At 73.9% G+C, this 13,762-nt stretch carries 14 protein-coding genes; 6 read left to right on the forward strand and 8 right to left on the reverse strand.

Features of this window, described 5'->3' with window-relative positions; all coding sequences use genetic code 11:
* Nucleotides 1-18 precede the first annotated feature (18 nt).
* Nucleotides 19-1,488: a YibE/F family protein gene (locus tag IO39_RS46225; protein WP_084774641.1), complete on the reverse strand. Its 1,470-nt coding sequence runs from the start codon at nucleotides 1,486-1,488 to the stop codon at nucleotides 19-21.
* A 76-nt stretch (nucleotides 1,489-1,564) separates the two neighbouring features.
* On the opposite strand from IO39_RS46225, the gene IO39_RS46230 reads away from it, so the two are divergent.
* Complete coding sequence (locus IO39_RS46230) at nucleotides 1,565-2,275, forward strand: DUF72 domain-containing protein (protein ID WP_043639079.1); 711 nt, start codon at nucleotides 1,565-1,567, stop codon at nucleotides 2,273-2,275.
* On the opposite strand, the gene IO39_RS46235 is transcribed toward IO39_RS46230, so the two are convergent.
* From IO39_RS46235 to thrS, 4 genes are all read right to left on the reverse strand, one after another.
* On the reverse strand, nucleotides 2,272-2,748 hold the full coding sequence (locus IO39_RS46235) for a DUF1850 domain-containing protein (RefSeq protein ID WP_043639081.1): 477 nt from the start codon (nucleotides 2,746-2,748) through the stop codon (nucleotides 2,272-2,274). The genes IO39_RS46230 and IO39_RS46235 overlap by 4 nt on opposite strands.
* A gap of 26 nt (nucleotides 2,749-2,774) precedes the next feature.
* Nucleotides 2,775-3,725: a TAXI family TRAP transporter solute-binding subunit gene (locus tag IO39_RS46240; protein ID WP_043639084.1), complete on the reverse strand. Its 951-nt coding sequence runs from the start codon at nucleotides 3,723-3,725 to the stop codon at nucleotides 2,775-2,777.
* On the reverse strand, nucleotides 3,722-5,701 hold the full coding sequence (locus IO39_RS46245) for a TRAP transporter permease (RefSeq protein WP_043639087.1): 1,980 nt from the start codon (nucleotides 5,699-5,701) through the stop codon (nucleotides 3,722-3,724). Before IO39_RS46245 ends, IO39_RS46240 begins: the two co-directional genes overlap by 4 nt.
* A gap of 88 nt (nucleotides 5,702-5,789) precedes the next feature.
* Nucleotides 5,790-7,031 (reverse strand): threonine--tRNA ligase, encoded by a 1,242-nt coding sequence (gene thrS, locus IO39_RS46250; RefSeq protein WP_281200385.1) that lies wholly within the window; start codon nucleotides 7,029-7,031, stop codon nucleotides 5,790-5,792.
* 129 nt (nucleotides 7,032-7,160) lie between these two features.
* Between thrS and IO39_RS46255 the strand changes: the two genes are divergently transcribed.
* Nucleotides 7,161-8,132, forward strand: coding sequence for a helix-turn-helix transcriptional regulator (locus IO39_RS46255; protein WP_043639090.1), 972 nt, complete (start codon nucleotides 7,161-7,163; stop codon nucleotides 8,130-8,132).
* A 7-nt stretch (nucleotides 8,133-8,139) separates the two neighbouring features.
* Here IO39_RS46255 and IO39_RS46260 read toward each other — a convergent pair whose 3' ends face one another.
* Nucleotides 8,140-8,667, reverse strand: coding sequence for a DinB family protein (locus tag IO39_RS46260; RefSeq protein WP_043639093.1), 528 nt, complete (start codon nucleotides 8,665-8,667; stop codon nucleotides 8,140-8,142).
* Between the two features lie 153 nt (nucleotides 8,668-8,820).
* Between IO39_RS46260 and IO39_RS46265 the strand changes: the two genes are divergently transcribed.
* Entirely contained in the window at nucleotides 8,821-9,171 is a 351-nt protein-coding gene (locus IO39_RS46265; RefSeq protein ID WP_043639096.1) for a YciI family protein, read from the forward strand.
* Between the two features lie 29 nt (nucleotides 9,172-9,200).
* A complete protein-coding gene (locus IO39_RS46270) occupies nucleotides 9,201-10,514 on the forward strand; it encodes an RNA polymerase sigma factor (RefSeq protein ID WP_245642643.1) in 1,314 nt (437 codons plus the stop codon).
* A gap of 44 nt (nucleotides 10,515-10,558) precedes the next feature.
* Here IO39_RS46270 and IO39_RS46275 read toward each other — a convergent pair whose 3' ends face one another.
* Together IO39_RS46275 and IO39_RS46280 are read right to left on the reverse strand one after the other, a co-directional pair.
* Complete coding sequence (locus tag IO39_RS46275; RefSeq protein ID WP_084774646.1) at nucleotides 10,559-11,845, reverse strand: cytochrome P450; 1,287 nt, start codon at nucleotides 11,843-11,845, stop codon at nucleotides 10,559-10,561.
* Between the two features lie 7 nt (nucleotides 11,846-11,852).
* The gene (locus IO39_RS46280) at nucleotides 11,853-12,281 is read right to left on the reverse strand and encodes an ATP-binding protein (protein ID WP_052424230.1); all 429 of its coding nucleotides are present in this window, start codon (nucleotides 12,279-12,281) and stop codon (nucleotides 11,853-11,855) included.
* Nucleotides 12,282-12,476: 195 nt separating this feature from the next.
* Here IO39_RS46280 and IO39_RS46285 point away from each other — a divergent pair, with 195 nt between their 5' ends.
* Nucleotides 12,477-12,944, forward strand: coding sequence for an adenylyltransferase/cytidyltransferase family protein (locus IO39_RS46285; protein ID WP_043639099.1), 468 nt, complete (start codon nucleotides 12,477-12,479; stop codon nucleotides 12,942-12,944).
* Nucleotides 12,945-13,045: 101 nt separating this feature from the next.
* The gene (locus IO39_RS46290; RefSeq protein WP_043639102.1) at nucleotides 13,046-13,633 is read left to right on the forward strand and encodes a hypothetical protein; all 588 of its coding nucleotides are present in this window, start codon (nucleotides 13,046-13,048) and stop codon (nucleotides 13,631-13,633) included.
* Nucleotides 13,634-13,762 lie beyond the last annotated feature (129 nt).

Here is a 13,762-nt window from a genome sequence, read left to right on the forward strand (position 1 = left end):
CCGCGGACCTCGCCGGTGTCAGGGGCCGGTGCGGCGGCGACGGCCGCGGGACGCGGGGCGGTCGCGGGGCACGGCGCGCGGCTGCTGGGGGGCGAAGAAGTCCTCGTCGGCGGTGCGCGGGGCGAAGAGGTCGTGCTCGTCGTCGCGCCGATCCGCGCGGCGCTCAAAGGGCCGATCGGCGTGGTGATCGGCGTGGTGATCGGTGCGGTGGCCGTCACGAAGCCCGTGTCCGTGCCCGTGTCCGTGCGCGGGGCCGCCGGGTGGGCCGGCGGGGCCGTCGCCCGTGCCCGGCGCGCCTTCGCGGGCGCCGCGGGCTCCGGCGGGCTCGTCCCGGTGGCGGGAGGCGACCAGGGCGGCCAGGGCCGTGGTGATGGGCACGGCCGCGATGAGGCCCAGCGTGCCGGCCACGCTGCGGACGATCTCCTGCGCGATCACGGGCGTCGTCAGCACGTTCCCGAGCGGCTGCTCCCCGATGCTGAACAGCAGCAGCAGCGGCAGCGACGCCCCCGCGTACGCGAGGATGATGGTGTTGATCACCGAGGCGATGTGCGCCCGCCCGATCCGGCTCGCCGCCCGGTAGAGCCGGGCGAAGCCGTAGGACGGGTTGGCGTGGGCGAGCTCGGCCACCGTCACCGCCTGCGTGACCGTGACGTCGTCGAGCACCCCCAGCGCGCCGATGATGATGCTGGCCAGCAGCAGCCCCTGCGTGTCGATGGACAGGCTCATGTCCAGGGCCAGCGCGCTGTCGTCGGTGATGCCGTTGAGCCGGGCGAACCCCAGCGCCCCGTACGACAGCAGCCCCGTCAGCGTCAGGCTGGCCAGGGTCCCCAGCACCGCCACGGACGTGGACGGCGAGAAGCCGTGCGTGAGGTAGAGCACCGTGAGCATGATCGCCGCCGCCCCCACGATGGCCACCAGCATGGGCGAGCGGCCCTCCAGGATGCCGGGGATCACGAACGTCAGCAGCAGCACGAACGTGACCGCCAGCCCCACCAGCGCGGTCACCCCGCGCCAGCGCCCGAACGCGATGACCGCCAGCACGAACGCCGCCCCGAACACCCACAGCGGCACCGCCCGGTCGTGATCGGAGATCTGGTACGTCCCGTCGGCCCCGCGCAGCAGGATCACGTCGTCGTCCACGCCGAAGTGCTGCGCCCCCGGCCCGCTCGGCAGCCGCAGCTCGACGTCCTTGCCCGCGTCGGGCCCGCCCTCCACCTTCACCACCGCGTTGCCGCAGGTCGCCGGGTGCGGCCGGGGCGAGCCCTCGGGCACGGCCGGGCAGCGCTTGAGCGTGACGCCGACGACCGTGCCGGTGAGCCGCTCCACGCCGGGCTGCGCCGCGGCGGGGTCCTCGCCGCCGCCCTGCGGCCAGAGCCACAGCAGCGCGGCCAGCGTGACGATCGCCAGCGGCACCAGGACGGCCAGCCCGGCCACCACCGTGCGCCGCGAGCTGGGGACGGCGGTGCCGTGACCGTGGTTGGCGCCCATCGCGTGAAATGTCCTCCTCGGCTGACGAACTAGGACAGTTGTACTGCACCCGGTGCCCCTGGGTAGGCCAGACGGCATGACATGGCTGGTGGGCACCTCCGGGTGGCAGTACAAGGACTGGCGCGGGGTCCTGTATCCGGAGGGCGTGCCGCAGCGGCTGTGGCTGGAGACGTACGCGGCCGAGTTCGCCACGGTCGAGAGCAACAACGCCTTCTACCGGCTGCCGCGCCCGGAGTCGTTCGCCGCCTGGCGCGACCGTACGCCGCCGGGGTTCGTGATGGCGGTCAAGGCCAGCAGGTTCCTCACCCACATCAGGCGGCTGGACGAGCCGGAGGAGCCGGTCGCCCGCCTGATGGGCGCCGCCGCGGAGCTGAAGGGCAAGCTCGGCCCGATCCTGCTGCAGCTCCCGCCGACCCTGAAGGCCGACCCGGGACGGCTGGACCGGTGCCTGGGCTGCTTCCCGGCCGGCGTGCGCGTGGCGGTCGAGCCGCGGCACGACTCCTGGTGGACCGAGGAGGTGCGGCAGATCCTGCTCGCGCGCTCCGCCGCCCTGTGCTGGGCCGACCGGCTGGGCCGGCCGCGGAGCCCGTTCTGGCGTACGGCGGAGTGGGGCTACGTCCGCCTGCACCAGGGGCGCGCCGGCTTCGCCTACGGCGAGCGGGCGCTGCGCACCTGGGCCGCCCGGGTGCGCGAGGCGGGCTGGCAGGACGCCTACGTCTACTTCAACAACGACCCGGGAGGGGCGGCCGTGCGCAACGCCAGACGGTTCGCCAGGCTCGCCACCTAGCGCGCAGGCGTCTGTCCCGGCACGGCGCCCGTCAGGAAGAGGGCCTGGTCGTAGGGGGTCGGGCAGGGGTGGCCGCGCGGGTCCCGGGTCAGCGTGAGCGTCACCCGCGCCTCGCCCGCGCCCGCCGCCGGATGGAGGGGCAGGCAGCGCCCGCCGGAGATGAGCGTCCTGCGGCCGATCGGGGTGGTCAGCAGCGACAGCTCCTCGTACGCGGCGGGCGCGGCCGGCCGCAGCAGCCACCCGCCGCCGGGCAGGCGCGCCCGCTCGCCCTCCAGCGCGTAGTAGTCCAGCACGCCTCCGCTGAGCGACACCACCGCCCGCATGGTGAACCGCCGGCCCGCCACGGTGAACACCTCGGCGGAGGGCGCCCGGTAGATCGAATGCACGTACGCGATCGCGAAGGAGCCGTCCACGACCGGCAGCCCGTTCACGGTCAGGCGCCCGGCGCCGTCGCCGGAGCCGAGCGCCGCCACCAGCGTCAGCGCCAGCGCCGGCCTGATCAGCCCTTCTCCTGGTAGTAGCGGGCGGCGCCGGGGTGCAGCTCGACGGGCGCCACCTGCCGCCCGAGCGCCGGGTCGAGCTTCTTGGCCTCGGGGTGCACGGCGCTCAGCTCGGCCTTCTTCTCGAACAGGGTCCTGGTGATGTCGTAGGCGAGCTGGTCGCTCATCGAGGACGGCACCAGCAGCACGTTGGCGATGCCGACGGTCTTGATCGTGCCGGACAGCTTGTAGGTGGACATGTCCACGTCGAGCGGCACGTACTGCTGGCCGTAGGCGGACTGCATCCTGGCCAGCACGTCGCCGCCGGTGTCGATCATCTTCATGTCCGGCTTGCTGGAGGCCAGGTCGGTGATGCCGGCCGTGGGCAGGCCGCCGACCCAGAAGAAGGCGTCGATCGTGCCGTCCTTGACCGCCTGCACCGACTCGTTGATCGACAGCTGCTGCTTGGTGATGTCGGCGTCGGGGTCGAGCCCGGCCGCCTCCAGCACGCGCCTGGCCACGACCTGGGTGCCGGAGTTGGCGGGGCCGAGCGAGACGCGCTTGCCCTTCAGGTCGGCGACCTCGGTCGCCTCGACGCCGGGGGAGACCACCAGATGGGTGTAGTTGTCGTAGATGCGGGCGATGGCCTTGACCGGCTGCGGGCCGGTGAAGGTGTCCTTGCCGTTGACCGCGTCGGCGGCGGTGTCGGCCTGGGAGAAGCCGATCTGGGCCTTGCCCGAGACCAGCAGCTTGATGTTCTCGACCGAGGCCGAGGTGACCGAGGCGGTGGCGTTGGTGTCGGGGATGTTCGCCTTCAGTTGTTTGGCCAGGCCGCCGCCGTAGACGTAGTAGACGCCCGTCGTGCCGCCGGTGGCGATCGAGATGCGGTTGCCCGAGCCCCCGCCCGCGCCCTGCCCGCCACAGCCCGCCGCCAGGACGGCGGCGGCGACGATCGTGAGAATCCGCTTCACGCTGGGTCCCTTCTCCTTCTTCTGATGAGGTGCACAGCGGCGGCCAGGGCCAGCGTGGCCAGGCCGGCGACGATGGGGACGGGTTCGAGGAACAGCAGCAGCACCGCGGCCACCGCCGCCAGCAGCCGTTCCGGCCAGGCGGCGAGCCCGCCCGTGGCCATGGCCAGCGCGGCCACCGCGACCGCCGAGACGGCCGTCATCAGCAGCACGGTGCCGATCGGCCCCTGGAAGAGCAGGGCCTGCCCGTTCGGCGTCAGCACGAACGCGAACGGCACCAGGAAGGCCGGCAGCGTGTAACGCCAGGCCATCATCATCGTCCGGTACGTGTTGCCGCCCGTGATGGCCGCCGCCGCGACCGCCGACAGCGCCGTGGGCGGGCTCACCTCCGACAGCACCGCGTAGTAGAAGACGAACATGTACGCCTCCGGCCGGGTGACGCCGAGCTCGAAGAGCGCGGGCCCGATGATCACGGCGGCGATGATGAAGCTGGCCGTCACCGGCACGGCCAGGCCCAGCAGCAGCACCGCGACGGCCGCCATGACGGTCGTCAGGACCAGGCTGCCCGCGCCGATGTCCACGATGATGTCGGCCAGGCTCTGGCCGAGCCCGGTCAGCGTGATCGCGCCCACGATGATGCCCGCCGCCGCGCAGACCGCGGTCACCGGCAGCACCTCCAGCGTGCCCTTGGCCAGCGCCCGCCCGACCCGCCGGGGGCCCATGCGGTGCGCGGGGTCGAGGAAGGACAGCAGGAACGCGACCGCGGTGGCGATCGCCACGGACTGGAACGCCGACCGGTCCAGCGCCATGAGCACGATGATGAGGACGAGCGAGCTGAAGTGGTAGCCGAAGCGCAGCAGCAGCCGGCCGACCCCGGGCGAGTCCACCGGGACGGCGTGGGTGCCGAAGCGGCGCGAGTCGATCTCGATGGCCAGGAAGATGCCCAGGTAGTACAGGAGGGTGGGGATGGTCGCGTACAGGAGGACCTGGAGGTAGCTCACCCCGAGGTACTCGGCGATGATGAACGCCGCCGCGCCGAGCGTGGGCGGCGACAGGATGGCGCCGATCCCGCCGGCGGCGAGGATGCCGCCGGCCGGCTCCCTCGGGTAGCCGGCCCGCCGCAGCACCGGCCAGGCGACGCTGCCCAGGCTGACCGTGGTGGCCACGCCCGAGCCGGAGACGGTGCCGAGCAGGAAGCCGGCCGTGGTCACGGTGCGGCCGGGGGCGGCGCGGGACCTGCGGAAGGCGGCGAAGCTCAGGTCGATGAAGAACCTGCTCGCGCCCGAGTGGTCGAGCACCGCCCCGTAAATGGTGAACAGGATGATGTAGCTCGCGGCCACCTGCATGGGGACGCCGAAGAAGCCTTCGGTGCCCGTGTAGAGCTGCGAGACGATTTGCGCGATGTCGAAGCCGGAATGCCCGATCGTCCAATCAATCGGCAGATATCCGCCGTAATAGGCATAAAGCAGGAAAATGATGCAGATGATGGCGAAGGACCAGCCGACCGTGCGCCGTACCGCCTCCAGCAGCAGCACCGTCAGCACGATCCCCGCCACGACGTCCACGTCCGTCAGCGCCGCGCCCGAGCCCCGGTCGCGGAAGCCGTCGATGTCGAGCAGCGGGTAGACCAGCACCGCCAGCGCCGCCGCCGCCAGCGCCCAGTCGGCCCCGCTCGGCCACTCCGCCCGCCGCTCCCCCCGCTGCTCGGGCGCGGGTTCCGGGCGCCGCAGCAGGCGCCGCCACAGCGGCGCCAGCCCCGAGCGGTAACAGAGGAAGACCAGCGGCAGCGCCACCGCCAGGAACGTCATCCGGTGCTGGATCGCCTCGACCGGCCGGAAGACCACCACCAGCGAGTACGCCGACAGCAGCCCGCCCATGACCCACACGCCGAGTTTGAGCGGCCGGCCGAGCCGCCGCGCCGGACGCTCCTGTTCATGGGCGGAGACCAGCGCGGCCTCACGTTCGCTCAGCTCGGTCAAGTTCGTCCTCCCCGACAGGCGTTGCAGGGACTTTACGAGCCGTTTACATGATCAGGGAACCCTCCGTTATCCATTTGATTCGCGCCCGTCAGGCGAACGGTCGCGATTGTGCGGCCAATTGCTCGACCGGCACCTCGCCCGCCTGGCTCCCGTCACGCAGCCGCACCGACGCGCTCCCGCCCGCCGCCTCGCGCGGCCCCACCACGAGCTGGTACGGCACCAGCCGGTGCGCCCTGATCCGGGCCCCGAGACTGCCCCGGCCGGCCGGCGCCAGCTCCGCCCGCAGCCCCGCCGCCAGGCAGCGCCGCAGCAGGCCCTCGGCGGCCGGCAGCTCGGCGTCCGACAGCGGCAGCACCACCGCCTGCACGGGCGCCATCCAGGCCGGGAACGCCCCGCCGTGCACCTCGATCAGGTGGGCGACCAGCCGCTCGATGCCGCCGACCACGCTGCGGTGCACCATCGCCGGCCGGCCGCCCCCGGCGTAACGCAGGTCGAAGCGCTCGGGCTGGAAGTGGTCCACCTGCACGGTCGACAGGGTCGCCTCGCGCCCGGCCGGGTCGGCGATCTGGATGTCGATCTTCGGCCCGTAGAAGGCGCCCTCGCCGGGCTCCTCGTCGTACGCGCGCCCGCGCTCCCTCAGCACCTCGCGCAGCACCGACTCCGCCCGCGCCCACATCGCCGGGTCGTCCACGAACTTCGCGCCCTCGCCGCGCAGCGACAGCCGGTAACGCGCGGCCCGGATGCCGAGCCGCTCGTGCGCGGCCTCGATGAGGTCGAGCGCGGCCGACACCTCGGCGGCGGCCAGCTCCGGCGGGCAGAAGACGTGGCCGTCGTTGAGCTGGATGGCCCGCACCCTGGTCAGCCCGCCCAGCACGCCCGACAGCTCCGAGCGGTACATGCCGCCCAGCTCGGCCACGCGCAGCGGCAGGTCACGGTGGCTGCGCTGGCGGGAGCGGTAGATGAGCGCGTGGTGCGGGCACAGGCTCGGCCGCAGCACGAACTCCTCGCCGCCCACCTCCATGGGCGGGAACATGTCCTCGGCGTAGTGGGCCCAGTGGCCCGACCGCTCGTACAGCTCCCGTTTGCCCAGCACCGGCGAGTTGACGTGCTGGTAGCCGTCGCGGCGTTCGAGCTCGTGCACGTAGTCCTCGATCGCCTTGCGCACGGCCGCGCCGGCGGGCAGCCAGTAGGGCAGGCCGGAGCCGATCAGCGGGTCGGTGTCGAAGATGCCCAGCTCGCGGCCGAGCCTGCGGTGGTCGTTCATGATCATCCCTTTCGTGGAAAGGGCGAACGACCGAAGCTCCCGGGCGTCCGCCCGGGAGGCATGCAGTCAGCGCGCCGGGACGGTGTCCGGCGTCGTCGTGACGAAGGCGCGCTGCATGCGCACGACCATAACATCCCCGGCCCGGCCGGGTCTCCGGCAAATTCCCGGGAGATCTCGCGGTGGTATAAAAGCACCGTGGCCCAGATCACCGTGGACGTGCGCCATCTTCAGGCGTTCGCCGAGGTCGGCTACCAGGTCGCGGGCGGTGGCGGCGCGCACGGCGCGATGACGGCGCTGCGCCGCGTGGTCGCGCTCGACGCCTACGAGTTCGTCGCCTACGACCCCGCCACCGGGCGGCACCAGAGCGTGCTCTCCGACGGCCACCGGCGCATCGACCACGACGCGGCCGAGGAATACGCGGGGCTGGAGGCCTACCACCGGGCCATGGCCACCCGCGCGCCCGTCGCCATGCCCGAGCCGGGCACCGAGCGCTACTTCCGCCGCCACCTGGCCCCCTACGGCTGGCGGGCCGGGCTGACCGCGCCGCTGTTCCTCAGCGAGGGCCGCTACACCGGGCTGCTGCACCTGGCGTCCAGGCGGTCCTTCCCGCAGGCCACCGGGGCGCTGCTGGCGGCGGTCAGCCCGATGCTGGCGCACGTCACCGACCTGAGCAAGTGCGTGATCGACCCCGTCGGGCTGCCCCCCGGCTTCCGCGCCGTCGCCTTCGACCGGCTCGGCACCCGCCGCGAGGTGCCCGGCCACGAGCCCTCGCCGGCGCTGTGGGACGACCCGGCGATGGCCGCCTGCGCGCGGGCCTTCATCGACTCGCGCGAGCTGAGCAGGCACGGCCTCTGGCTCGCCGCCGACGGGGGCTGGCGCGAGGTGCGGCTGCTGCGGGCGGGCGTCGGGTTCCAGGGGCGGGTGCAGGGCGCGGTGGCCGCCGAACGGCCCTGCCCGCTGCCGTACGAGCTGACCGGGCGCGAGCTCGACGTGCTGACCCGGGTGGCGGCCGGCGACTCCAACCCGCAGATCGCGGCGGCGCTCGTGCTCAGCGTGCGCACGGTCACCACCCACCTGGAGCACATCTTCGCCAAGCTGGGCTGCGACAGCCGCACCCGGCTGACCACCAAGGCCCTCGCCGAAGGGCTGTGCCGCCTGGACGTCTGACCGCCGCTCAGGCGTCGGAGGCGGCGCGCAGGAGCCGGAGCTGGCCGATCTCCGTGACGTTCTTCGTCAGCTCCGTGTTCACCCAGGCGATCATGTGGGCCACCGTGTACGCCGGATCGCCCTGCCAGGGGAACGGCGCCGTGGCGTCGAGATCGGCGTCCGAGAGCCGGTCCAGCACCGCCAGCCACTCCTCACGCAGGCCGCGCAGCCACCCGACGGCCGCCTCACCGTCGCCCGGCCAGGTGACCTCCGTCCTCTCCCGGGGTTCGCGGCCGCTCAGGTGGTCGATCGCCACGCTCCACCACCAGCCGATGTGCCAGCTCACCCAGCCGATCGTGGGGACCGGCACGGGGTCGGGCTCCACCTCCACCCAGTCCGGCACCCACCTCCCCGCCGCGTCCTCGCGCACCGTCCAGCACCGCGGCCCCGGCTCCCACAGGAAGTCACCGGGCCGCAGCCGCTCCAGGTGGTACTCGAACAACGACCAGGTCAGCTCGAACTGCCAGCGCGCCAGCTCATTTCTCGACATATGCATGGAAGTGATCCTGGCACGTCACGGCCGCGCTGCGATCATTCGCGGCATCGCGGTAGAAAAGTTCCCGGGGATGTGTCCATCCGCGTCCGTCCCGTTCGTAGACATGTCGATGCGGCGCCCACGCCGCACGCACGACCAGACAGGGAGACGGACATGAAGTACATGCTTCTCATCAACAGCGCCGCCGGAGGGGACGACGCCGGGCAGGGCGAGGCGGCCACGTTCGAGGAGTGGCTGGCCTACGACAAGAGCGTCAGAGACTCGGGCGTCTACGTCTCCGGCGAGTCGCTGGCCGACCTGACCACCGCCACCGTCGTCCGCGTCGCGGCCTCCGGCGAGCGCACGGTCACCGACGGGCCGTTCGCCGAGACGCGGGAGGTGCTCGGCGGCTTCTACGTCATCGACGTGCCGGACCTCGACGTCGCCCTCGACTGGGCGGCCCGCTGCCCCGGCTCGCGCGGCGGCGGCTCGGTCGTCGTCCGCCCGGTGGCGGAGTTCGACTGAGCCCGGGCCGGGCGGGGGAGGAGGCCGCGATGGCGGCGGACGAACGTCCGGAACCGGACACGGAGGCGGGGCCCGGGCCGGAGATGGGCGAGGTGGGGCCGTCGGTCGAGGCGGTCTTCCGGGAGCGCGGGCTGCTCCTCGCCGCCCTCGTCCGCCGCTTCGGCGACCTCGACCTGGCCGAGGAGGTCGCCTCCGAGGCCATCGAGGCGGCCCTGGTGCACTGGCCGGCCGGCGGGGTGCCGCCCAAGCCCGGCGCCTGGCTGATGACCACGGCGCGGCGCAAGGCCGTCGATCGGCTGCGCCGCGACCGGACGTACGCCGCCCGCCTGGCCGTCCTCCAGGTCGAGGCGGACCGCGCCGGCCCTGCGCCGTCCGCCGACGCCGGCGACGGCGACGGCGAGCTGCCCGACGAGCGCCTCCAGCTCTTCTTCACCTGCGCCCACCCCGCCCTGCCCGCCGAGGACCGCGTGGCGCTGACGCTGCGCTGCCTGGCCGGGCTGACCACGCCGGAGGTGGCGCGGGCCTTCCTGCTCCCGCCCGCCACCATGGCCAAGCGGATCGTGCGGGCGAAGAACAAGATCCGCCAGGCGCGCATCCCGTTCCGGGTGCCGGCGGCGGACGAGCTGCCCGAGCGGCTGCCCGGCGTGCTCCAGGTGATCTACTCGATCTTCACCGAGGGGTACGCCGCCAGCGCCGGCCCCGACCTCCAGCGGCTCGACCTGGCGGAGGAGGCCATCAGGCTGGCCCGCATCCTGCGCCGGCTGCTGCCCCGCGAGCGGGAGGTCGCCGGGCTGCTCGGGCTGATGCTGCTGGTCCATGCCAGGCGCGCGGCCAGGGTCGGCGGCGACGGCGCGCTGGTGCTCCTCGGCGACCAGGACCGGGGCCGCTGGGACCGCACGATGATCGAGGAGGGGCGGGGGCTGGTGGTCGTCGCGCTCACCGGCGGGCCGCCCGGCCTGTACGGCGTGCAGGCCGCCATCGCCGCCCTGCACGACGAGGCCGCCGACGTGGCCACCACCGACTGGCCGCAGATCGTCGCCCTGTACGACGTGCTGCTCGCGCTCGCGCCGTCCCCGGTGGTCGCGCTCAACCGGGCCGTGGCCGTGGCCATGCGCGACGGCGCCGAGGCGGGGCTCGCGCTGCTCGACGAGCTGGCGGGGGAGCCGCGGCTGCGCGGATACCATCCGTACCGGACGGCGCGGGCGGGCCTGCTGGAACGGCTGGGGCGGCACCGCGAGGCCGCCGAGGCGTACCGCGAGGCGCTCGCCACGGCCGGCACCGAACCCGAACGGGCCCACCTCCGCCGCCGCCTCCACTCCTGCGAGTCCGCCACCCCCGGCTGACCGGCCCGCCTCCCGGCCGGTCGGGGCGGCCCCGGGACCAGAGGTCAGGGGTCGGGAGCGGTGGTGACGATGAGGTCGCGGATCTCGTAGCCGCCGATGTCGTTGTCGAACGTGACCCGCGGCGCCCGCGCCATCCGGACGCCCTCCATCGCGAACAGCCGGGTGAGGAAGACGTCGGTCTCCAGGATCGCCACCCCCGACCCCGGGCACTTGTGCGCGCCGTCGCCGAAGGACAGCCCCGCGGGCCCGGCGCCGCCGTCGATCGTGCGTCCAGGGCACACCGACAGCGGGTTCGCGCCCACGGCCCCGGGGTCGGTGTTCGCCGCGTCCACCAGCACCTCGACCACCGCGCCCGGCGGCAGGGTGACGGGGCCGTCGCCGCCGTCCAGCTCCAGCGCGGCCGTCGTACGTCGCCGCAGCCGCGCCACCACGGGCTCCAGCCGCAGGATCTCGTGCAGCACCGCCAGCCGCCCCGGCTCGTCCGCGGCCCGGTAGCGGGCCAGCAGCGCCTCGTCGCCGAACAGGTGCCAGGCCGCCACGCAGATGAACTCGCGCGTGGTCACCATCCCGGCCGCGGCGAAGGTCAGGCACTCGCCGAGGATCTCGGCGGCCGTGCAGCCCTGGTCCAGCAGGTGGGTGATGAGGTCGTCGCGCCTCTCGCGGCGGTGGTCGCGGATGGCGGGGCGCACGTCGGCCAGGTAGATGCGGGCCCAGTTGACGTTCTGCCTGACCAGCCAGTAGAGGCCGGTGAGGCTGGTCAGGCCCGGGCGGCCGTACTTCTCGGGGAAGAAGCGCTCCAGGCGGCCGCGCAGGCCCGGCCTGCCGGCGGTCAGCCCGATGATCGCGCTCGCCACCTCGATCGCCATGCCGAAGCTCAGCTCGCCCAGCGGCGCCCGGCCCGCCGCCCGCAGCCTGGCGAGCTGCGCGTCGGCGACCCGCGCCATCAGCTCGCGGTAGTGCTCGTCCACCCGGCGGGGCGTGAAGTAGCGCGCCGTCTGCCGCCGGTCCTCGCGGTGCTCGGGGCCGTCCCGGTAGAGCACGGGCCGCCTGATCCTGGCGGGCAGCTTCTCGACGGTCTCGATGCCCAGCCCCGCCTGTACGGTGGCGTCGCTGCGCAGCACGGCCCGGGCCTGCGCGTGGCCGCGCACCCGCCAGGTGCCGTCGCCGGCCCGCACCACCGGACAGGTGTCCTGAGCGCCGGGCGGCGATCCGGGCTCCGCGGGGCGCTTCACCTTACGGGCGTCCTGGCCGTCGTGGTCCACGCCGCGCCTCCCGTCGATCCGCTCCCGCCGCCCATGATCGGCCGCCCCCGCCCCCGGATCAACCCCCATCCCAGCCTCAGACGGGCAAGGGGGTGGGGACGCGGCGGTGCGGCAGCTCGAACCAGACCGTCGTGGCGCCGTCCTCGCGGGTGAACCCCCAGCGGCGGCTGAGCGCCTCGACCAGCGGCAGGCCCCGGCCGCTCGTGGACTGCGCGGCCGTGCCGCACACGCAGGGCGGCTCCTCCGAGCCGCCGTCCGACACCAGCACCCGCACCGCCGTCTCCGAGCTGGCCACGGTCACCGTGAACGAGCCCCCCGCGCCGGACTTGGTGTGCAGGATCGCGTTCGTGGCCAGCTCGCTGGTGAGCAGGACCGCGTCGTCATGGACCGGATGGTCGCGGCCGAGGGCCACGGTGATGAGCTCTCTGGCCCGGGCGACCTGGGAGGGAACCCCCGGCAGCCGGACCACGAGATCGCCGGGGCCGGGCTGATCGTCCCCATCCACGTGATGCGAGTCCGGCGGTGCCACGGCGACCTCCCCCAAATCGGATGACGTTATGAGACGCGCCAAAGAGGCCCCAGGGATTATCGCGAAAAGGTAGGAATGACCTTTCCCGAGGTCGCGTGCACGGACCGGGAGGGCGTTCGAGTACGCTGCGATCGACGAGTCGTCTAGGCCCGTGGGGGAGCAGGAGGTCGCGTGAGCAGCCTGGAGGCCGTCTGGACGCAGCCGTACGAGCGGCCGGGGGCGGCGGTCGTGACCGGCGTCTTCGACATTCTGCACGTCGGCCACGTACGCTATCTCGGCGCCGTGGCCGAGCGTGGCCTGCCGCTCGTGATCGGGGTCGAGGACGATCCGCGCGTACGGGCGTGGAAGGGGCCGAGCCGCCCGTTCAACCCATCGGCGGAGCGCGCCGAGGTGCTGGCCGCGCTCCGCTTCGTGGCCGGGGTCTTCATCGTGACGGGGCCGCCGGAGGCGCACGGGCCGGAGGACTACATCGACCTGCTCGCCCCGATGCGGCCCGCCGCGCTGGCGCACACGGCCGGCGACCCGCACGCGGGCGGGCGCGCCGCGGCGGCGGCGATCCTGGGGGCCGAGTGCTGGGAGATGGCCGCCATCCCCGACCGCTCGACGACCCGCATCGTCAACGCGGCCGGCAAGGGCTGACGGCCGGAGCGGGTGACACGCTCGGCAGGGGCCGGCGGGTGCGGGGAGGGCGGGCGGGTCCGTGAAGGCAGGCGGGGCATGATCGCGTAACCTTTCGTGACATGACGGCCGACCTTGTGGCGAAACGGGTGACGAATCTGCTGGCACCGCAAGTACTGGTGATCGTCATGCCGCCGGTCGTCGGCCTGATCGCGCAGGGCTGGAGCGGGGCCGCGTGGGGGCTGGTGGCCTCGGCGTTCTGCGGGGGCGTGCCGGCGGCGGTGATCGCCCTGGGCGTGCGTTCCGGGCGTCTGGACTCGCACCACATCGTCGACCGCGCCCGCCGTACCGGGCCGTTGCTGGCGGCCGTCGCGGCCGTCCTGGTGGCGCTGGCGCTGCTGGTCGTGATGGGCGCGCCGACGCTGCTCGTCGCCACCGTGACCGCGATGCTGGCGGCGCTGGCCGTGACCGTGCCGATCACGTTGCGGTGGAAGATCTCCTTCCACGCCGCGGTGTCCGCCGGCACGGTGGTGGTGCTCACGCACGTCCTGCCGCCGGTGCCGACCGCGATCGCCGGAGCGGCCGTGGTGGGGCTGGTCTGCTGGGCCCGGGTACGCCTCGCGCACCACACCTGGGCCCAGGTCGCCGCCGGCTGCGCGGTGGGCACGCTGACGACGTGGGCGACCCTGCGCGCCTTCGGCCTGGGCTGAGCGCCCCGTCCGGCCGCCCCGTCCGGCCGCCCCGCCTGGAACGGGGCCCGCCTGGGGCAGGGGCCCTGGAACAGGGGCAGCCTGGAGCGGCGTCGTCTGGAATAGGGGCGTCGGCGCCGGGGTTGGCGC

It is taken from the genome of Nonomuraea candida (assembly GCF_000725485.1).
Taxonomy (GTDB): domain Bacteria; phylum Actinomycetota; class Actinomycetes; order Streptosporangiales; family Streptosporangiaceae; genus Nonomuraea; species Nonomuraea candida.

Bases quoted from the DNA above. Each gene is read 5' to 3' on its own strand.
- IO39_RS46265 (WP_043639096.1), top strand. From the start codon at position 8,821: ATGAAGTACATGCTTCTCATCAACAGCGCCGCCGGAGGGGACGACGCC.
- IO39_RS46230 (WP_043639079.1), top strand. From the start codon at position 1,565: ATGACATGGCTGGTGGGCACCTCCGGGTGGCAGTACAAGGACTGGCGC.
- IO39_RS46260 (WP_043639093.1), bottom strand. From the start codon at position 8,667: ATGCATATGTCGAGAAATGAGCTGGCGCGCTGGCAGTTCGAGCTGACC.
- IO39_RS46270 (WP_245642643.1), top strand. From the start codon at position 9,201: ATGGCGGCGGACGAACGTCCGGAACCGGACACGGAGGCGGGGCCCGGG.
- IO39_RS46290 (WP_043639102.1), top strand. From the start codon at position 13,046: ATGACGGCCGACCTTGTGGCGAAACGGGTGACGAATCTGCTGGCACCG.
- IO39_RS46225 (WP_084774641.1), bottom strand. From the start codon at position 1,488: ATGGGCGCCAACCACGGTCACGGCACCGCCGTCCCCAGCTCGCGGCGC.
- IO39_RS46275 (WP_084774646.1), bottom strand. From the start codon at position 11,845: ATGGGGGTTGATCCGGGGGCGGGGGCGGCCGATCATGGGCGGCGGGAG.